Source organism: Sporosarcina jeotgali (genome assembly GCF_033304595.1).
In the GTDB taxonomy this organism is placed as follows: domain Bacteria; phylum Bacillota; class Bacilli; order Bacillales_A; family Planococcaceae; genus Sporosarcina; species Sporosarcina jeotgali.
The window spans coordinates 1,957,760-1,977,138 of the sequence record NZ_CP116341.1 but is presented as its reverse complement, the minus strand read 5'-3'; the positions used below and the strand labels follow the sequence as shown (position 1 = coordinate 1,977,138).

Genomic DNA, 19,379 nt, shown 5'->3' with positions numbered 1-19,379 from the left:
TTTGTATGCTAATAAAGGATAGTGGTCTGACCACTTTAGAATGCAGCATAAAAAGGAGTTTGGACATGGAAAACTCTCGTCCATCATCGAAAAGATTTCTGGATATTGTTGCGGATCTGCGCACAATCATTAAAGAAGAAGGTGCCGTCGTTGGGGATAAATTACCATCTGAACGAATGCTTGCAGACCGGCTGCAAGTCGGCAGATCCACAATTCGGGAAGCACTCCGAAGTCTTGAACTTCTTGGACTGATTGAAACAAGAAGGGGAGAAGGAACATTTCTTGCAGACTATAAAAAGCATCAGTTAGTGGAAGTTCTTTCTACATTCATCTTGCAAAATCCACAATCATTAAAAGGTGTGGAGGATACACGGCGAATTCATGAGAAAGCGGCAATTGAATGTATTTCCAATGATCCTGAACGAAGAACGCTTCCTGTATGGGGAAGCTTTTTAGTTAAATTCCAAGGCCCAGATCCTGTTATCAGAGAAGAATTATTACAAGAAATCGTAGTGATTTCAGGCAATCGTTTGTCGTTGAAAATTTGGTTCTTATTGAAACAATATAGCCGCGTTCCATACCATGAAGCGATGGCAGAAGAAGAGAAAGAAGTTGCATCGAATTTACTTAAAGAGATGATGAACGGGAACAGTCAACTCGCCGTCAGGCAGTATACGGACTGGCTGGACATTGTCAAAGGTGAAAGAAGGGGCGAACACGAATGCTAAGGGACTTATTTACAAATGTGAAAAAACAGCAGGCAATCATGCCGAATGCGAAGTCTAAAAGTGATGTACCTGAAGGAATTATGACAAAATGTCCAGAATGTAAGCATGTTGAACCAACGAAAGAACTGGGGAAATTGCTGAAAGTTTGTCCTAAATGTGATTTCCACTTCAAAATGACTGCACAGGAACGAATCGATTCGTTGATGGATGAAGGCACGTTTGTTTCCATGGATGACCATCTAGTGACTGAAAATCCATTAGAATTTCCTGCTTATGCAGCAAAAGTGAAAAAGGATGCAGAGAAAACTGGACTTAACGAAGCTGTTCTGACAGGTACAGGGAAAATTGATGGAAATGGAGTGGCGATTGCTGTTATGGATCCTCATTTCCGAATGGGTTCAATGGGATCAGTTGTAGGTGAAAAGATTACGAGAGCGGTAGAAAAAGCGACAGAGCTCGGAGTTCCTATGCTGATCTTTTCCGCAAGCGGCGGTGCCCGCATGCAAGAAGGCGTTCTATCCCTTATGCAAATGGCGAAAACGAGTGTTGCCTTAAACAGGCATTCCGAAAAAGGACTTTTATATATATCTATTATGACCTACCCGACAACTGGCGGGGTTTCAGCAAGCTTTGCTTCTGTCGGCGATATTAATCTTGCTGAGCCGAAAGCACTTATTGGATTTGCAGGTCGCCGGGTTATTGAACAAACGGTTCGTGAAAAGTTGCCAGAAGACTTCCAAACGGCCGAGTTTTTACTAGCACACGGCCAGCTGGATGCAGTCGTCCATCGTGTAGACTTACAGGATATGCTTTCTCGCATCATCCGGCTTCATACGAAGGGGGAAGCAGCACAATGAAGAAAACCATGTCATTTGAAGAACCTATTATTAAATTAAGAGAAAAAATTCAGGAACTGAAAGAGTTTACGGAAACAAACGAAGTCGATCTGTCCGATGAGATTCGGAATTTAAATGATCGTCTAGTCAAGCTGGAAAACGATATTTATGGCAACATGGAGACGTGGGAACGTGTGCAAGTGGCACGCCATCCAGAGCGGCCAACTACGTACGATTACATTGGCGAGTTATTCGAAGATTTCATCGAACTCCATGGAGATCGTGCTTTTGGTGATGACGCTGCGATTGTTGGCGGTATTGGCTCATTCGAAGGGAAACCTGTTACAATTATCGGACATCAGCGCGGGAAAGATACAAAAGAAAATGTGAAGCGCACCTTCGGAATGCCGCATCCTGAAGGATATCGGAAAGCATTGCGTCTGATGAAGCAAGCTGAGAAATTCGGACGCCCCGTCATTTGTATGATTGATACGAAAGGTGCCTATCCGGGCCGAGCAGCAGAAGAGCGCGGTCAAAGTGAAGCGATTGCCCGCAATCTTGTCGAAATGGCAAGTCTCACTGTACCTGTGATTTCAATTGTTATTGGCGAAGGCGGAAGCGGCGGCGCATTAGCATTAGGCGTTGCAAACCGGATTTATATGCTAGAGCACTCTACGTATTCAGTTATTTCACCTGAAGGGGCAGCTTCTATTTTGTGGAAAGATGCAGCTTATGCAAAAGAAGCCGCTGAAGCGATGAAAATTACTGCGCCGGATTTGTTGAAGATGGAAATTATAGACGCCATCATTCCGGAAGTATTAGGCGGAGGGCATCGGAATCCGAAGCAGCAAGCTGAAAATATGAAAACGATTTTAATGAATGCGCTTCAAGAGTTAGGAAAGCTTGACGCTGATGAACTCGTTCAAGACCGTTATGATAAATTTAGAAAAGTCGGTGTGTTTACTGAGTAATTTGCGTGATTCGACTTTGTTGTTAGGAGGAGATACGGATGAAGAAAATCGCTGTATTAACTAGTGGCGGAGATGCACCTGGAATGAATGCTGCTGTGCGGGCGGTCGTTCGTAAAGCGATTTATGAAGGTCTTGAAGTTGCGGGTGTATATAATGGATACCAAGGGTTGATTGACGGGAAGATTGAACTGTTGCAACTTGGATCTGTAGGTGACATCATCCAGCGTGGAGGAACGATGCTGCGCTCTGCACGGTGTCCGGAATTCACGACTGTTGAAGGGCGTGAAAAAGCGCTCAAACAACTGAAACTGCATGGAATTGAAGGCGTCGTAGTTATTGGCGGAGATGGCTCATTCAGAGGTGCGATGGAACTTTCGAAACTCGGAATTCCTTGTGCATGTGTTCCCGCTACAATCGATAACGATATTAACGGAACCGACTTTACAATTGGTTTTGACACAGCATTAAATACAGTCATCGACGCAATTGACAAAATACGGGACACTGCAACTTCACACGAACGTACTTTCATAATTGAAGTGATGGGACGCAACGCAGGTGACTTGGCACTTTGGGCTGGTCTTGCTGGCGGAGCGGAAACGATTCTGATTCCTGAAGAGACCTACGACCTGCCGGATATCCTTGAACGTTTAAGACGAGGAACACATCGCGGTAAAAAGCATAGTATCATTATCGTCGCAGAAGGTGTAATGTCGGCATCTTTACTTGCTGAAAAGTTGAACGTAGAAGAAGGCATTGATACACGTGTTTCTGTATTAGGTCATATTCAACGCGGAGGCTCTCCGTCTGCTCGGGATCGTGTAATCGCAAGTCAATTTGGCGCGCGTGCTGTCGAAGCTTTGAAGAACGGCGGTAAAACAGTCGCGATTGGCATGAAAAATCATCAAGTTGCCGAATACGATTTAGCACGTGTATTTGATGGGGATTCTGAATTTGAAAAAGAGATGTACACATTATCCAAAGAATTATCAATTTGATGGAACTCACTGAAAAGGAAGTGTTCTGAACCAATGAGGAAAACTAAAATCGTCTGTACAATCGGACCTGCAAGTGAATCACCAGAACGTCTAGAACAACTAATCGACGCGGGTATGAATGTAGCGCGTTTGAATTTCTCCCATGGAGACCATGACGAACATCTGCAGCGCATTCTGGCAATCCGTAAAGTAGCTGCTGCTAAACAAAAAACTGTCGGAATTTTACTCGATACAAAAGGACCTGAAATCCGTACGCATTCGATGGAAAACGGATTGATTGAACTCGTGGCGGGTCAAAAGATTGATGTATCCATGCAGGAAGTCGTTGGGACAAAAGAACGTTTCTCAATTACGTATGATCAGCTGATTGACGATGTGGATAAAGACGATACCATCCTTTTGGATGACGGTCTTGTCATGTTGAAAGTCCTGGGTAAAGATAAATCTGAAGGTGTCATCCACACTGAAGTGATGAACTCCGGTGAGCTGAAGAACAAAAAAGGCGTCAACGTTCCCGGCGTTTCCGTACAGCTTCCGGGAATCACGGAAAAAGATAAAGAAGATATTCTGTTCGGTATTGAGCAAGAGATCGACTTTGTCGCTGCTTCTTTCGTCCGCCGTGCCGAGGATGTATTGGAGATCCGCGAACTGTTAGAAAAAAATAATGGCTCAAATATCCATATCATTCCTAAAATTGAAAACCAAGAAGGTGTCGACAATATTGACGATATTATCAAGGTGTCTGATGGCTTAATGGTTGCTCGTGGAGATCTTGGCGTGGAAATTCCTCCTGAAGAAGTTCCAGTCATTCAAAAGCAGCTTATACAAAAATGCAACCAGGCAGGCAAACCTGTTATCACAGCGACACAAATGTTGGATTCAATGCAGCGCAACCCGCGTCCGACCCGTGCAGAAGCGAGTGATGTGGCGAACGCAATCTTTGACGGTACTGATGCAATCATGCTATCAGGTGAAACAGCAGCCGGATTATATCCTGTAGAATCTGTGGAAACGATGGTACGCATCGCGAATAAGATTGAAGAGTCTTTTGACTACCGTTCATTCATCTCTACGCGTCGCAGAGAAAAGCATGGCAACTTGACGGATGCAATCGGACAAGCTGCTGCTTACACAGCCATTAACTTAAATGTAAAAGCAGTGATCGCTCCAACTGAAAGCGGAACGACAGCTCGGATGATTTCCAAATACCGTCCTGGGTGCCCGATTATCGCTGTTACTTCTTCAGAGCAAGTCGCTCGCCGTCTTACACTCGTATGGGGGGCGTATCCAATCGTTGGAAGACGTGTCAGCTCAATTGACTCGATTCTTGATGAATCCGTTGAAGAAAGTGTTAAGCATAAGTATGTGACACACGGTGATGTCGTGATTATTACGGCAGGTGTACCGGTTGGTGAAGCAGGCACAACGAATCTGATGAAGATCCATGTGATCGGTGACCTTCTTGCTAAAGGACAAGGTATCGGAAAGTCTGTAGCGTATGGCCGGGCGATTGTTGCCCGCAGCGCAGCTGAAGCTGAAGCGTTCAATGCTGAAGGTGCAATCCTCGTGACACATTCGACAGACCGTGATATGCTGCCAGTACTTGAAAAGTGTGCCGGCCTGATTACTGAAGAAGGCGGACTTACTAGCCACGGAGCAATCGTCGGACTGAATTTAGGCATTCCTGTGATTGTCGGAGTGAAGAATGCAACAGATATCATAAAGCATGATAAAGAAATTACGATGGATGCTGAAACGGGCGTCATCTATAAAGGTCATGCTAAAGTTCTATAAACAAAAACCGCTGCCTGATTTTAGGATAGCGGTTTTTCTCAAAGAGGAGACCTGAAAATGAAATGGCTACTGCTTCTATTTTTGGCTGTCCCAGCAAGTGAATTGACATTATTGCTCGTTGCGGGAAACCAAGTCGGTGTAATGCCTACGCTCGCCATTATTCTGCTCACTGGAATCGGCGGAGCCTACATGGCAAAAAGACAAGGCTTTAAAGCAATAGGCGAATTCAGGGAACGGATGGCTGCGGGTGATCCCCCCGGACCGCCAATCATAGACGGATTGTGTATTTTTGCGGGAGGTCTGCTGTTACTCGTTCCTGGTTTTATCACAGATGTGATTGGTTTTCTTTTACTCTTCAGCTGGCCGCGAAAAATAATTCGTCCATTTATCATTCAGCAAATTTATAAGAAAATGAAAAAAGGGACACTTATCATTCGATGAACTTAGGGTGATTTCGAATTTTCATAGCTGTAAACAAAAGGAATGGCGTCAGAAGAATTCCCGGCAGCCCGAATAGATAAAAAGAACTCGCGGTTATGAGGAAGGCATGGACAGGCTTAACCCGGAATGTGGAGGCCCATAAATAGGACTCTGCGATTTGCCGGGTGACGAGCGTCAAGATGTAAAGCAGCAGAAGCGCTGAACCGAATATGTAATTTCCTGTATAGAAATAGAAAAGTATCATCGGAAATAAGAACAATCCAATACCTAAGAATGGCAAACTGTCTGCAAGTGATATGAGAAACGCAGTACCGATAGGTGAAGAGAATCCGAGTAAAAAGAATCCAATGCACAGCAGAAGAAATGTTAAACAAACAAGACGGGCCTCTATGGAAATGAAATGACCGATAAGTTCCCCTGACTTTTTAAATAAACGATGTGCCTGACGGCGCATCGAAGATGGAAAGTAGACGAGGAACCAAAATCGGTCTTTTCCTGTTTCTCGGAGAGCAAAGAAAAAGGCGACCAGAAAAATAAAGAGAGTGAATACTTGTTGGAAGAGGACGCCTGTAAATGTGAGCGTATGTTCAACAAGCGTATGGCCTGCAGTTAGTACATTTTCTTTCAAAAAGGTAATGGCAACACCTGACCAGTCCTGGTTCCCTGTATAAGGTTCCAAATGCCGTTCCGCAATGGGCAATGTGTCCATCAGCCCATGCACAGCCATCATTGAAATACCTGCAGCTGCACTAATTATTACTAACATGGCGACTAGTGTTGAAATTGTTCTAGGCAGACGAAGAATGCGGTACGTGAAATTCACAACAGGTGCTGCGAAATAGGCCAGAATGATGGCGATTCCAGCTGGAGGAACTAAAAATATAAAGATTCCACCGATGAGTCCGGGCAGGAATGGGGCCATGTATTGTTTAAAAAAGGATGCTGCAGTCAATTTTTTAATAGAAATTCACTCCGATTTAATAGATTTCCTGTAAATCTCGTGCATTTTCATTCACAAAACAGACAAAGTTGATTATAATGAATTTTGTAAGCGTTTTTAGGCGGAAATAATATTAGCAGATCAGCCGACTGCCCCAACCGGTAGACAAAAAATCAACGGGTGGTTAGAAGGCTGCTGACTGAAGGAGAGAGTTTCATGACATCTACTAAAGGTTTAGAAGGAATTGTAGCGACACAATCCGCGATCAGTTCAATCATCGATGATACCCTTACATACGTCGGGTACGACATTGACGATCTTGCAAATAATGCAAGTTTCGAGGAAGTCGTCTATCTTCTCTGGCACCTGCGTCTACCAAAAGAAGATGAGCTAGCTGAATTGAAGCAGCAATTGGCAGATAACATGTCCGTTCCAGAAGAAGTGCTCGCTCATTTCAAAACGTATCCAATCAAAGACGTCCACCCTATGGCGGCATTGCGCACAGCAATCTCCTTGTTAGGGTTATATGACGCGAAAGCTGAAGATATGTCCAAAGAAGAGAACTATCTGAAAGCAATTAAACTTCAAGCGAAAATTGCGACGGTTGTCACTGCATTTGCACGTATTCGCAAAGGACTCGAGCCGGTAGCTCCTGACACAACACTAGGTTACGCTGCAAACTTCCTTTACATGCTGAACGGCAAAAAGCCGGAGCCGATTGAAGAAGAAGCGTTCAACAAAGCACTGGTCCTGCATGCAGACCACGAGTTAAACGCGTCGACGTTTACAGCACGTGTTTGTGTTGCAACACTGTCTGATATGTATTCAGGCGTTACAGCAGCAATCGGAGCTCTTAAAGGTCCATTGCACGGCGGTGCAAACGAGCAAGTTATGAAAATGCTAATGGAAATTGGCGACGAAGACAAAGTGGACGAGTACATCCACAATAAGCTTGCGAACAAAGAAAAGATCATGGGCTTTGGCCACCGTGTATACCGTAAAGGAGATCCACGCGCTAAGCACCTTCGCGAGATGTCTGAAAAGCTAACGGAACTTCGAGGAGAAGGTAAATACTTCCGTATGTCCGAGCAAATTGAGAAAATCGTTACGGGCGAGAAAAAATTACCGCCAAACGTTGATTTTTACTCAGCTTCGGTTTATCATTCACTTGGGATTGATCATGATTTATTTACTCCGATTTTTGCAGTTTCACGCATTTCCGGATGGATTGCACACATTCTAGAGCAGTATGATAACAACCGCCTGATCCGTCCTCGTGCCGAGTACATCGGACCAGATATGCAAAAATATGTGCCAATCGATCAGCGCTAATTAGCAAAAATCTTTGGGGCGGTATATAATTATACCGGCCCTATACTTATGACTTTGGGAGGAATTATAATGACTAACGAAGGTAAAATTACAGTAACAGACGGTGTATTAAACGTTCCCGATCACGCAACAGTTCCATTCATCATTGGTGACGGTACAGGTCCTGATATCTGGCATGCAGCTTCACGCGTACTTGAAGGTGCTGTAGATAAAGCGTACAACGGCAAACGTAAACTAGTTTGGAAAGAAGTATTAGCTGGAGAGAAAGCGTTCAACGAAACTGGAGAATGGCTTCCACAAGCTACACTTGATACGATTGACGAATACCTGATTGCGATTAAAGGTCCTTTGACGACTCCAATCGGCGGCGGATTCCGTTCATTGAACGTTGCTCTTCGTCAAGAACTTGATCTTTACACATGCTTGCGTCCAGTGCGTTACTTCGAAGGTGTTCCTTCACCGGTAAAACGTCCTGAAGACTGTGACATGGTCATCTTCCGTGAAAACACAGAAGATATTTACGCAGGAATTGAGTACAAAGAAGGTTCTGACGAAGTTAAAAAACTTATCAAGTTCCTGCAAGATGAGCTCAACGTTAAAAATATTCGTTTCCCTGAAACTTCTGGACTTGGCATTAAGCCGATTTCTGAAGAAGGTACAAAACGTCTGGTCCGCGGTGCTTTGAACTATGCAATCAAAGAAGGCCGTAAATCATTGACACTTGTACACAAAGGAAACATTATGAAATTCACAGAAGGCGCATTCAAAAACTGGGGATATGAAGTAGCTGAGCAAGAATTCGGCGACAAAGTATTCACATGGAACGAATACGACCGCATTAAAGATGAAAAAGGTACAGATGCTGCAAACAAAGCGCAATCTGACGCTGAAGCTGCAGGCAAAATCATCGTTAAAGATTCTATCGCTGATATCTTCCTTCAGCAGATCTTGACACGTCCGAAAGAATTCGACGTTGTTGCAACAATGAACTTGAATGGTGACTACGTTTCTGATGCTCTTGCTGCACAAGTCGGCGGAATCGGAATCGCACCAGGCGCAAACATTAACTACCTTACAGGACACGCAATCTTCGAAGCTACTCACGGTACTGCACCGAAGTATGCGGGTCTTGACAAAGTGAACCCATCATCTGTTATTCTTTCTGGCGTTATGATGCTTGAGCACCTTGGCTGGAACGAAGCTGCAGACATGATCACGAAGTCAATCGAAAAGACAATCGCTTCTAAAGTGGTTACGTATGACTTCGCACGCTTGATGGACGGCGCAACTGAAGTGAAGACTTCTGAGTTCGCTGACGAGTTAATCAAAAACCTATAAGTTTACGATTCGTATTCGACAGGTACACAATAAGTAAGAGACAAAAAGCAGAGCTTTAAATGTAGCCTCTGCTTTTTGTTTATATAAAAATAGGTTCGGAAATTAGACGGTGTTGATTTACGCTCTAGGCGGACGCTTTCCGCGGGCTCGATCTCAGCCTCCTCGGCGCTTCGCTTCTGCGGGGTCTTCGATCTTCGCTTATTCCGCAGGAGTCGCCGCCTGCCGCTTCAATCAACGGTGTGTTTAGATGAAAGTTACTTCATTGAAAATTAGTGATTCGCAAATTTTATTTCTGAAAGGAAGTTTTAGTATGTCTATGATTCGTAAAAAGGTTTCTGTTATTGGTTCTGGATTTACGGGGGCTACGACTGCGTTTTTGCTTGCTCAGAAAGAATTGTGTGACGTGGTGCTGGTGGACATCCCGAATATGGAGAGCTCGACTAAGGGGAAGGCGCTGGATATGCTGGAGGCGAGTCCTGTGCAAGGGTTCGATGCTTCAATCACGGGAACGGCTGACTATGCAGACACGAAGGATTCAGACATTGTCATCATAACCGCAGGGATTGCACGCAAGCCTGGAATGAGCCGGGATGACCTTGTCCAGACGAATCAGAAAGTCATGAAGTCGGTGACAGCTGAAATCATCAAGCATTCACCTCATACGACGATTCTTGTCTTAACGAATCCAGTCGATGCGATGACATATACGGTCTATAAAGAATCAGGATTGCCAAAAGAGCGAGTGATTGGTCAATCAGGAGTCTTGGATACGGCGCGCTTCCGCACATTCGTTGCGCAAGAGCTGAATGTTTCAGTGAAAGACGTGTCTGGATTCGTGTTAGGCGGACATGGGGACGATATGGTGCCGCTCGTCCGATATTCTGCTGCCGGAGGGGTGCCGCTAGATACGTTAATCTCCGCCGAGCGGATTGAAGAAATTGTGCAGCGGACGCGTAAAGGCGGTGCAGAGATCGTAAACCTTCTCGGCAATGGATCCGCATATTATGCTCCGGCTGCTGCTCTCGTGGAAATGGCCGAATCCATTTTGAAAGATCAGAAGCGGATTATTCCTGCGATCGCTTATCTGGAAGGCGAATTCGGGATGGATGGGATTTACTTGGGGGTTCCGACGGTCCTGGGGAAAAACGGAATTGAAAAGATTATTGAACTTGATTTAACAGACGAAGAGAAACAGGCGCTGCGTAAATCAGCAGACTCCGTGAAAGCTGTCATGGAAGTGCTCGCCTGATATTCTAATAAATCGAGTGGTGTCTATAGACACCACTCGATTTATTTTCGTTTTATGATAGACTTTAAAGTAGATGGACAGTACCTAATAAGGGGGACTTTTTTTGATACTTGGTAAAAAAAGAAGAGTCGGAAGAGGGATTAACGATATTAAGGTTGGAGAGAAACTTAAATTGACTGAAAAAATAGAAGATAGAGATCTTCTGCTCTATCTTGGATTAACGAACGATCCGAATCCGATCTATATTCAACATGATTTCGCTTCACAAACAGCCGTTAAAAAACCGATTGTACCGACACTTATGCTGACCGGTATCATTACGTCGGCTGTTTCTAAATACTTACCGGGCCCGGGCTCGTATATTCTTGCTCAGCATCTGGAGTTTCCTGTTCCTGTGTACCATTACGAAACAGTCGCGATTACATTAGAAGTACAAGCGGTTCATACTGATGAGAATCGTATCGATATAGTTGTAAATGCCGTAAACGAATCCGGAGATCAGACGATTATCGGCTCTGTGACCGTTGCTGCCCCTGAATTAAAAGAAAAACAACTGACATCACAGTCATTGGATAATTTTTAATATGAATACTGCAGAGGCAATTTCAACGAAAACGATATTAATCGTAGAAGACGACCCTTCGATTTGCACACTTCTCGACTACAACCTGAAACAAAACGGGTACCTGACGCTAGTAGCGACAAACGGGTTGGATGCTTTGGAAGTAGCGACGAAGAGCAAGCCGGATTTGATTGTGCTCGATATTATGCTCCCTGGTATGGACGGCATCGATGTTTGCCGTAACTTAAGGCAGCGCAATATGGAAACCCCTATCATCATGCTGACTGCTCGAGGGGATGAGACCGATAAGGTTTTAGGATTGGAGATAGGTGCAGACGACTACATGACCAAGCCTTTCAGCCCGCGTGAGCTGACGGCCCGTGTGAAAGCGGTGCTGCGCCGTGCGAATGGACCGAAACAGCCGAGCGATAGTATAAGCATCAATGGATTAACGGTGTATCTTGAGCGGTATCAAACAGAGCTGAACGGGGAACTGCTTGAGTTTACGCCAAAGGAATTCGAACTTCTTGTTCATCTTATGAAACATAAAAATCGCGTTTTATCCCGTGATCAGCTGTTATCCGCAGTTTGGAACTACGATTTTAGCGGGGATACTCGTATTGTAGATGTTCACATTAGTCATCTTCGGGATAAAATCGAAGAAGATACGAAAAAACCGCGTTCCATTAAAACCGTGCGGGGGATCGGCTATAAATTCGAGGAATATTCATGAAAAAAGAAGGTCACTCCCAAAGAATCCTACTCACAACTAGTGCTGCACTAGTTGTCTTTTCAGTTGTGTTATGGATTGTCATCAGCCAATTTTTCAATATAACGGATTCTAATACAGATCCAGCGCTGGAAAAGAAATTCATACTCTATTTAACGGTCGTTATCTTACTGTTCCTCATCTTAACTTTGTTCACGGTGTCGCGAATCATTTACCATTTCACGAAACCCGTGGACGAATTGACACTTGTCGCAAGGAAGTTAGCAAGTGGAGATTACAAAGCACGGACAAGTGTCAGTGAGTTCAAAGATCTTGGGGATTTAGCCGTTTCTATTAATCAGATTGCAAGAAACGGCCAGGAAACCCAAATTGTCAGATCGATGGAGAAAGAACGGCTGAAAACTCTTATTGAAAGTATCGGCAGCAGCTTACTGATGCTTGGAAGAGGGGGATCTGTAAATCTGATGAACGGGGTTTTCGCGCAAACCTTTCATGCGTCTTCTTCAGATGCCATCGGAAAATCGTATAAAGAAATTGGTCTGCCGTCAGCTGCTGAGAAATTGATCGAGGATGTTTTTCTATCGGAACAAGTTCATGAGCGGCAAATTCGAATTCAGCAAGAATATGGTCCTCTTGACTTGACGGTTTATGGAGCGCCGGTTATTGGACGGCATGGTAATTGGTTAGGAATCATTGTAGTATTTCATGATATTTCAAAGATCATTAAACTGGAAGAAATCCGAAAAGATTTCGTTGCCAACGTTTCCCATGAATTACGCACACCTGTTACATCCATAAAAGGGTTTGCTGAAACACTGCTGGATGGAGCGCTTTCGGATCCTGATATTTCGCGGGACTTCATCACCATTATCGAAAAAGAGAGCGGCCGTCTGCACTCTCTTGTGTCGGATCTGCTGGAATTGTCGGGAATTGAACAGCATGGGTTTACGCTTAACTTATCGGAAGTGGATGCTGCAACTACAATCCATGAAGCTGCCCAGCTAGTATCAGGCAAACTTGCAGAAAAACAAATGACAATCGAGATTGACGAGATGAGTGACCTGGTGATTGAAGCAGATAGCGGCCGTCTTATGCAAGTGCTTGTTAACTTGCTGATCAATGCGATTACGTATTCAAAGCAAGGTACGACAATCCGGATATCAGGAAAGAAAGATCATGATTCCATTATCATTTCAATTGCAGACGAAGGCATTGGAATTGAGAAAGAAAAGCTGCAAAGAGTATTCGAACGGTTTTACCGTGCGGACTTAGCCAGAAGTCGTGAATCCGGCGGTACTGGTCTTGGACTTGCCATTGTGAAGCATTTGCTTGAAGCGCATCACGGAAGTATTTGGGTGGACAGTGAGCTGGGTGAAGGATCAGAGTTTTTTGTAAAGCTCCCTATCCAGCAACACCCGCAATCCACGGAATAGAAAAGGACCTCGTCGTTTTCATTTCATCCTGCCCGCGTGGTAAGATGGAAGGAGACGACGTTTTTTTATGAAGGAGTGGACGAGCTACGTGACGACTAAAAAAATTGTATTACTTGACGGAAACAGCTTGGCTTATCGTGCATTTTTTGCATTGCCATTATTAACAAATGATAGTGGAATCCATACAAATGCAGTTTATGGATTCACGATGATGCTGCAAAATATTTTAAAAGAAGAACAGCCGACACATGTGCTTGTTGCTTGGGATGCCGGGAAAACCACATTCAGGCATAGTACGTTCAGCGAATATAAAGGAGGCCGTCAAAAGACTCCGCCTGAGCTGTCGGAACAATTTCCGTATTTGCGCAAGTTATTGACGGCATATAATATCCCGCAGTATGAATTGGAAAACTTTGAAGCAGACGATATTATCGGGACGTTAAGCCGTACTGCGAGCGAAGAAGCAGCGAATACAGTTGTGATTTCTGGAGATAAGGATTTGACACAACTTGCGACGGATTCAACGACTGTGTGCATCACGCGTAAAGGGATTACCGATATGGAAATCTATACGCCTGCACATATTGAAGAAAAGTACGGAATCAAACCGCTTCAAATCATAGACATGAAAGGTTTGATGGGAGACGCATCAGATAATATCCCTGGTGTGCCGGGCGTCGGTGAAAAGACCGCATTGAAGCTATTGAAGGAATATGGGTCTGTTGAGCATGTATATGAGTCCCTTGAAGCAATTAGCGGTAAGAAATTGAAAGAAAACTTAACGAATAACGAAGAACAAGCGTATATGAGTAAGCAGCTGGCGACGATTGAAGTGAATGCCCCGATTACAATCGGACTTCAGGATTTGTCGTATAACGGACCGGACGAAGAATCACTTACTTCGCTTTATAAAGAATTGAAATTTACAACGTTACTTGAAAAAATGGGTGCAGAAGGTGTTGAAACTGAGCCCGTTGAAGCCATTGAAGTAGAAATAAAGCACAAAGTGACTAAAGCGGATCTTTCCGATCAAATGGCTGTTCACTTGGAAATGATGGATGAGAACTATTTAACATCGGAGTTATTCGGACTTGCGATGACCCATGGGGAGACCGTGTTTTATGTATCTATGGATGATTTAAAGCAAGATGAGGTCTTGAAAGCGTGGCTAGCTGATTCGGAGACGAAAAAGTACACGACAGATGCGAAAGCTCTTTTTGCAGCGCTGGCCGCGATCGGCATTCCTGTAGCAGGAATCGATTTCGATTTAACGCTTGCTGCTTATATTGTGAACCCATCCTTGTCAATTGACGATGTATCGGAAGCCGCTGCATCGGTTGGCTGGAATGGAGTTCAGAAAGACGAGAAAATTTATGGCAAAGGTGCGAAAAAAGCAGTCCCGGCACTTGAGGAAATTGCACAGCATGCGGGTACTAAAGCCGCTGCGGTATGGAATCTGTTTGAACCTGTATCTGAGAAACTGAAGCAGAACGAGCAATACGAGCTGTATCATAATTTGGAATTGCCGCTTGCGAAAATTCTAGGGAAGATGGAATCGATGGGCGTAAAAACGGATTTGAACACGCTGCAAACAATCGGTACGGAATTGACTAGCCGTCTGGAACAGCTGGAAACAACGATTTATGAGTTAGCTGGACAACCATTTAACATTAATTCCCCGAAACAGCTAGGTGTGATTCTGTTTGAAAAGATTGGGCTTACGCCAATCAAGAAAACGAAAACTGGCTATTCCACAGCTGCGGATGTGTTGGAAAAGTTAGCACCGGAGCATGAAATTATTGAACATATTCTGCTGTTCCGTCAGCTTGGAAAATTGAAATCCACATATATTGATGGATTGTCTAAAGAAATCCACGAAGACGGTAAAATCCATACACGTTTCCAGCAGGCTTTGACACAAACAGGACGATTAAGCTCAATCAACCCGAACTTACAGAACATCCCGATCCGTTTGGAAGAAGGGCGTAAGATCCGTGCGGCATTCGTACCTTCAGAACCAAATTGGATTATGTTTGCAGCGGATTACTCACAAATCGAACTGCGTGTGCTTGCGCATATTTCACAGGATGAAAAACTGATTGCGGCATTCCGCGCAGGAGAAGACATTCATACGCAAACTGCCATGGATGTGTTTGGTGTACCAAAAGAAGAAGTGACATCGAATATGAGACGGGCAGCAAAAGCGGTTAACTTTGGAATCGTCTATGGAATCAGTGACTACGGATTATCTCAGAGTTTGGATATCCCGCGTAAAGAAGCCGCTGAATTCATCGACACCTATTTAGCCAGCTTCCCTGGAGTTAAGAAGTACATGGATGATATTATCATCGATGCGAAACAACGCGGATTCGTTACTACGATGATGAATCGCCGCCGCTATTTACCTGACATTTCAAGTTCGAATTTCAATTTAAGAGGGTTTGCAGAGCGTACTGCGATGAATACACCAATTCAAGGGACGGCAGCAGACATCATTAAAAAGGCGATGATCGATATGGACACGCGTCTGGAAACGGAAGGACTGCAAGCCCGGATGCTGCTGCAAGTGCATGACGAACTAATCTTTGAGGCTCCTGAGGATGAACTGGAGCAATTGAAGAGAATCGTACCTGAAGTGATGGAATCGGCGCTGGAACTGGATGTTCCTCTAAAAGTAGATTCAGCGTATGGCGCAAGTTGGTACGACACGAAGTGAGGGAAGTACGATGCCTGAATTACCAGAAGTAGAAGGAGTTGTGCGCTCATTAGCGCCTGTTGCAAGAGGCCGTAAAATTCGCGGTGTGAAAGTTTCTGAAACGGTAGTTAAGTCTAAAGCTGCAGGAAAAGAGGCTATCGTGAAAGGTCATTCCGTGGAACGATTTTCCGCGGAACTTGCTGGTTTTATGATTGAAGCTGTAACAAGACGCAGTAAATACATCTATTTTCATCTTAAAAAGGATGAGACATGCCGCTTGCTTGTCAGTCACTTAGGAATGACTGGAGCATGGTTCGTTGTGAATACGATTGATGAAATCCGGGAGCAAAAGTTCAGAAATCATGTGCACGCCATTTTTCAGTTGGAGGATGGCGGGCTTCTCGTATATTCGGATATCCGGCGTTTCGGTGAACTCCGGCTGCTGACGTGTGAACAGGATCATCTGCCGTTGACGTTAATGGCTCCTGAACCATTCGATGCTGGTGCTGAACTGTTTTTTATCGATAAAACGAAGCTAGATAAATACGCGAAGAAGCCAATTAAAGAAGTGATTATGGACGGTCAAATCATCTCTGGCTGTGGCAATATTTACGCTACAGAAGCTCTGTTCAGAATGGGGATCCACCCAAAGCGGGCAGCAGGCAAAATTAGTCACGTTAGGAAGCAGCAGTTATTCCGTGAAATTGTAACTGTATTGGATGAAAGTATTCAAGCGGGCGGGAGCTCGATCTCCGACTATCGGAATATAAATGGTGAAGCGGGTTCCATGCAGGAACGTCTTCAAATGTACGGCCGTAAAGAATGTCCGAAATGCGGAACCAAGACTGCATCTATTCAAATTGCGAATCGAACATCCACCTACTGCAAAAAATGTCAGCATTAAAAGGAGCACTCGTATGATTATTGGGCTTACAGGAAGTATTGCAAGTGGTAAAAGTACAGTCGCGAATTTCTTAAAGAAACGGGGATACCCCATTGTGGATGCAGATGAGATAGCCCGTCTGGTAGTAGAGCCGGGCAGTCCTGTGCTCAAGGAAATTGAATCCGTATTTGGAGCAGATGTCATTAAAGAAGATGGATCGATGGATCGTGCCAAGATGGGGAAACTGATTTTTGATGATAACAGGAAGCGTGAGCAGCTGAACACTATCATCCACCCCGCCATCCGAAAAGAACTCATTGCACAAAAAGAAGCACAAATAGCTGCAGGAGCGGAAACCGTGATTTTGGATATCCCATTACTATTTGAAAATAATCTGCATGAGTATGTAGAAAAAATCCTTGTCGTTTCTGTTACTCCTGAAGTTCAAAAAGAACGTCTGATGAGTCGAAATCAGTTCTCAGAACAGGAAGCAGAGTCAAGAATCGCCTCACAGCTTCCGATTGAGATTAAGGAGCAGGGCGCAGATGCCGTAATTGATAACAATGGGGAACTGGCTGAAACTGAACAACAGGTAGTGGATGTATTAAAGAAATGGCAAGTTTAAAGGTGTTCTGAAAAATCAAACAATGTTCAATGTTGCACAAACTCTTTCCACGTGGTAAAAATGTGTTATACTAATTACGATATTTGAGTAAACAGTATAACATCATACATATTGGGAGGACTTTTCATGACAACATCAGTAGCGATTAATGGTTTTGGTCGAATCGGCCGCATGGTATTCCGGCAGTTGATAGTAGAGGATGAGGTCACAGCTATTGCGATTAACGCCCTTTATCCGCCAGAAACATTAGCACACTTGATTAAGTATGACACAACCCACGGAACGTTCGCTGGCGATGTAGTAATTGAAGAGAATGCATTGCTTGTTAATGGCAAGCGTGTAGAACTTGTCGCAGAACGGGATCCATCCAAACTCCCTTGGAAACAGCTTGGCGTAGATATCGTCATTGAAGCAACGGGTGTGTTTAATGCGCGTGACAAAGCGGCACTTCATTTAGATGCCGGTGCAAAAAAAGTAATCTTATCTGCGCCGGGTAAAAATGAAGACATCACGATTGTCATGGGTGTCAACGATGAAAAATTAGACATTGAAAAGCACGACGTCATTTCGAATGCAAGCTGTACAACAAACTGTCTCGCGCCAGTCGCTAAGATTCTGAATGATGAATTTGGAATCGAAAACGGTTTGATGACGACAGTACACGCTTATACAAATGATCAGAAGAACTTGGATAATCCGCACAAAGACCTTCGTCGCGCACGTTCATGCGGCCAGTCGATCATTCCGACTTCAACTGGAGCTGCGAAAGCATTATCACTTGTACTTCCTGAACTTGAAGGGAAAATACATGGAATGGCGCTTCGTGTTCCAACTCCGAATGTATCTCTAGTGGATCTTGTGGTAGACGTGAAGAAAGATGTTACCGCAGAGCAAGTAAACGAAGTGTTCAAGAAAGCGATGGAAGGTTCTATGAAAGGCGTCCTAAGCTTAACGATGGAGCCGCTCGTTTCGATTGACTTCAATAACACATCTGACTCAGCAATTATTGACGGATTGTCAACAATGGTCATCGGAGATCGTAAAGTGAAAGTTTTAGCTTGGTATGATAACGAGTGGGGCTATTCAGCACGCGTTGTGGATTTGACTAAAAAAGTAGCTAAAGAACTTCGCGCTAGCGTAAAAGCGTAATATCTCACCGGAAAACTGTCCTTCTTGCTGCTTGAAAGAGCGAAAGAAGGGCAGTTTTTTTGCCGCAGCCGGCTGCGCTAGTACTTCTTCAAACGATGCCCGAGTAATCCCGGGTGTTGTGTAAACGCTCTCTCTGTTATACTAGATGAACTACAGAAAACCGGAGGAACGAATCATGAAATGTCCAGCTTGCCGTTATAACGGAACGCGTGTTGTCGACTCGAGACCAGCCGAAGAGAACAGCTCTATCCGCAGACGCAGAGAATGTGAGCAATGCAACTACCGGTTTACAACTTTTGAAAAAGTAGAAGAAGCTCCGCTTATCATTGTGAAAAAAGAAGGTACTCGTGAAGAGTTCATGGGTGAAAAATTATTAAGGGGATTAATACGAGCTTGTGAAAAGCGGCCTGTTCCTCTGGAAGAGCTGCAAAATATCGTAGCCTCCATCGAAAAAGAATTAAAAAGCAGAGGCGTTTCAGAAATCGCCTCTCACGATGTCGGAGAAATGGTAATGGAACGTTTAGCGGATGTCGATGAAGTCGCATACGTACGATTTTCATCAGTCTATCGCGACTATCAGAACATTACGATGTTCATCGATGAACTGAAAAATTTGCAAAAAGGACCACTTCGTGAAAAAAGCGGTTCTGAAGGAGAAGAGTAAGGAGAGGAAAT

At 44.3% G+C, this 19,379-nt stretch carries 18 protein-coding genes; 17 read left to right on the top strand and 1 reads right to left on the bottom strand.

Going from position 1 to position 19,379, the window contains the following annotated elements; translation table 11 throughout:
• The first annotated feature begins 65 nt into the window (after positions 1–65).
• The 6 genes from PGH26_RS09735 to PGH26_RS09710 are packed head-to-tail and all read left to right on the top strand — an operon-like array spanning position 66 to position 5,768.
• Positions 66–728: a FadR/GntR family transcriptional regulator gene (locus tag PGH26_RS09735; RefSeq protein ID WP_323690885.1), complete on the top strand. Its 663-nt coding sequence runs from the start codon at positions 66–68 to the stop codon at positions 726–728.
• Positions 722–1,585 carry an acetyl-CoA carboxylase, carboxyltransferase subunit beta gene (gene accD / locus PGH26_RS09730; protein WP_323690884.1) on the top strand — a complete coding sequence of 288 codons (864 nt, stop codon included), beginning with the start codon at positions 722–724 and terminating at the stop codon, positions 1,583–1,585. Before PGH26_RS09735 ends, accD begins: the two co-directional genes overlap by 7 nt.
• Positions 1,582–2,535: an acetyl-CoA carboxylase carboxyltransferase subunit alpha gene (locus PGH26_RS09725; protein WP_323690883.1), complete on the top strand. Its 954-nt coding sequence runs from the start codon at positions 1,582–1,584 to the stop codon at positions 2,533–2,535. Before accD ends, PGH26_RS09725 begins: the two co-directional genes overlap by 4 nt.
• A gap of 38 nt (positions 2,536–2,573) precedes the next feature.
• A complete protein-coding gene (pfkA, locus tag PGH26_RS09720; protein ID WP_323690882.1) occupies positions 2,574–3,533 on the top strand; it encodes a 6-phosphofructokinase in 960 nt (319 codons plus the stop codon).
• 33 nt (positions 3,534–3,566) lie between these two features.
• On the top strand, positions 3,567–5,327 hold the full coding sequence (gene pyk / locus PGH26_RS09715) for a pyruvate kinase (RefSeq protein ID WP_323690881.1): 1,761 nt from the start codon (positions 3,567–3,569) through the stop codon (positions 5,325–5,327).
• 57 nt (positions 5,328–5,384) lie between these two features.
• Positions 5,385–5,768 (top strand): FxsA family protein, encoded by a 384-nt coding sequence (locus PGH26_RS09710; RefSeq protein ID WP_323690880.1) that lies wholly within the window; start codon positions 5,385–5,387, stop codon positions 5,766–5,768.
• Here the strand turns inward: PGH26_RS09710 and PGH26_RS09705 are convergent.
• Entirely contained in the window at positions 5,758–6,720 is a 963-nt protein-coding gene (locus PGH26_RS09705) for an AI-2E family transporter (protein WP_323690879.1), read from the bottom strand. The two genes, PGH26_RS09710 and PGH26_RS09705, sit on opposite strands and share 11 nt — an antisense overlap.
• 204 nt (positions 6,721–6,924) lie before the next feature.
• On the opposite strand from PGH26_RS09705, the gene citZ reads away from it, so the two are divergent.
• The 11 genes from citZ (at position 6,925) to nrdR (ending at position 19,368) form a co-directional block, all read left to right on the top strand.
• Complete coding sequence (citZ, locus tag PGH26_RS09700; RefSeq protein ID WP_323690877.1) at positions 6,925–8,040, top strand: citrate synthase; 1,116 nt, start codon at positions 6,925–6,927, stop codon at positions 8,038–8,040.
• Positions 8,041–8,109: 69 nt separating this feature from the next.
• Entirely contained in the window at positions 8,110–9,378 is a 1,269-nt protein-coding gene (gene icd, locus PGH26_RS09695) for an NADP-dependent isocitrate dehydrogenase (RefSeq protein ID WP_323690875.1), read from the top strand.
• 310 nt (positions 9,379–9,688) lie between these two features.
• Positions 9,689–10,627: a malate dehydrogenase gene (gene mdh, locus PGH26_RS09690; RefSeq protein WP_323690874.1), complete on the top strand. Its 939-nt coding sequence runs from the start codon at positions 9,689–9,691 to the stop codon at positions 10,625–10,627.
• A gap of 103 nt (positions 10,628–10,730) precedes the next feature.
• Positions 10,731–11,210: a MaoC/PaaZ C-terminal domain-containing protein gene (locus tag PGH26_RS09685; protein WP_323690873.1), complete on the top strand. Its 480-nt coding sequence runs from the start codon at positions 10,731–10,733 to the stop codon at positions 11,208–11,210.
• Position 11,211: 1 nt separating this feature from the next.
• Positions 11,212–11,922: a response regulator transcription factor gene (locus PGH26_RS09680; protein ID WP_323690872.1), complete on the top strand. Its 711-nt coding sequence runs from the start codon at positions 11,212–11,214 to the stop codon at positions 11,920–11,922.
• Positions 11,919–13,352, top strand: coding sequence for a two-component system histidine kinase PnpS (gene pnpS, locus PGH26_RS09675; protein WP_323690871.1), 1,434 nt, complete (start codon positions 11,919–11,921; stop codon positions 13,350–13,352). Before PGH26_RS09680 ends, pnpS begins: the two co-directional genes overlap by 4 nt.
• Before the next feature lie 88 nt (positions 13,353–13,440).
• Entirely contained in the window at positions 13,441–16,068 is a 2,628-nt protein-coding gene (gene polA, locus PGH26_RS09670) for a DNA polymerase I (protein ID WP_323690870.1), read from the top strand.
• A 10-nt stretch (positions 16,069–16,078) separates the two neighbouring features.
• Positions 16,079–16,951: a bifunctional DNA-formamidopyrimidine glycosylase/DNA-(apurinic or apyrimidinic site) lyase gene (gene mutM, locus PGH26_RS09665; RefSeq protein WP_323693509.1), complete on the top strand. Its 873-nt coding sequence runs from the start codon at positions 16,079–16,081 to the stop codon at positions 16,949–16,951.
• Positions 16,952–16,964: 13 nt separating this feature from the next.
• Complete coding sequence (gene coaE, locus PGH26_RS09660) at positions 16,965–17,555, top strand: dephospho-CoA kinase (RefSeq protein ID WP_323690869.1); 591 nt, start codon at positions 16,965–16,967, stop codon at positions 17,553–17,555.
• A 126-nt stretch (positions 17,556–17,681) separates the two neighbouring features.
• Positions 17,682–18,704 carry a glyceraldehyde-3-phosphate dehydrogenase gene (locus tag PGH26_RS09655; protein WP_323690868.1) on the top strand — a complete coding sequence of 341 codons (1,023 nt, stop codon included), beginning with the start codon at positions 17,682–17,684 and terminating at the stop codon, positions 18,702–18,704.
• 175 nt (positions 18,705–18,879) lie between these two features.
• Positions 18,880–19,368: a transcriptional regulator NrdR gene (gene nrdR / locus PGH26_RS09650; protein WP_323690866.1), complete on the top strand. Its 489-nt coding sequence runs from the start codon at positions 18,880–18,882 to the stop codon at positions 19,366–19,368.
• Positions 19,369–19,379 lie beyond the last annotated feature (11 nt).

Excerpts from the sequence above, each read along its gene's own strand:
- PGH26_RS09735 (WP_323690885.1), top strand. The coding sequence starts at position 66 with ATGGAAAACTCTCGTCCATCATCGAAAAGATTTCTGGATATTGTTGCG.
- accD (WP_323690884.1), top strand. The coding sequence starts at position 722 with ATGCTAAGGGACTTATTTACAAATGTGAAAAAACAGCAGGCAATCATG.
- PGH26_RS09725 (WP_323690883.1), top strand. The coding sequence starts at position 1,582 with ATGAAGAAAACCATGTCATTTGAAGAACCTATTATTAAATTAAGAGAA.
- pfkA (WP_323690882.1), top strand. The coding sequence starts at position 2,574 with ATGAAGAAAATCGCTGTATTAACTAGTGGCGGAGATGCACCTGGAATG.
- pyk (WP_323690881.1), top strand. The coding sequence starts at position 3,567 with ATGAGGAAAACTAAAATCGTCTGTACAATCGGACCTGCAAGTGAATCA.
- PGH26_RS09710 (WP_323690880.1), top strand. The coding sequence starts at position 5,385 with ATGAAATGGCTACTGCTTCTATTTTTGGCTGTCCCAGCAAGTGAATTG.
- citZ (WP_323690877.1), top strand. The coding sequence starts at position 6,925 with ATGACATCTACTAAAGGTTTAGAAGGAATTGTAGCGACACAATCCGCG.
- icd (WP_323690875.1), top strand. The coding sequence starts at position 8,110 with ATGACTAACGAAGGTAAAATTACAGTAACAGACGGTGTATTAAACGTT.
- mdh (WP_323690874.1), top strand. The coding sequence starts at position 9,689 with ATGTCTATGATTCGTAAAAAGGTTTCTGTTATTGGTTCTGGATTTACG.
- PGH26_RS09680 (WP_323690872.1), top strand. The coding sequence starts at position 11,212 with ATGAATACTGCAGAGGCAATTTCAACGAAAACGATATTAATCGTAGAA.
- pnpS (WP_323690871.1), top strand. The coding sequence starts at position 11,919 with ATGAAAAAAGAAGGTCACTCCCAAAGAATCCTACTCACAACTAGTGCT.
- mutM (WP_323693509.1), top strand. The coding sequence starts at position 16,079 with ATGCCTGAATTACCAGAAGTAGAAGGAGTTGTGCGCTCATTAGCGCCT.
- coaE (WP_323690869.1), top strand. The coding sequence starts at position 16,965 with ATGATTATTGGGCTTACAGGAAGTATTGCAAGTGGTAAAAGTACAGTC.
- PGH26_RS09655 (WP_323690868.1), top strand. The coding sequence starts at position 17,682 with ATGACAACATCAGTAGCGATTAATGGTTTTGGTCGAATCGGCCGCATG.
- nrdR (WP_323690866.1), top strand. The coding sequence starts at position 18,880 with ATGAAATGTCCAGCTTGCCGTTATAACGGAACGCGTGTTGTCGACTCG.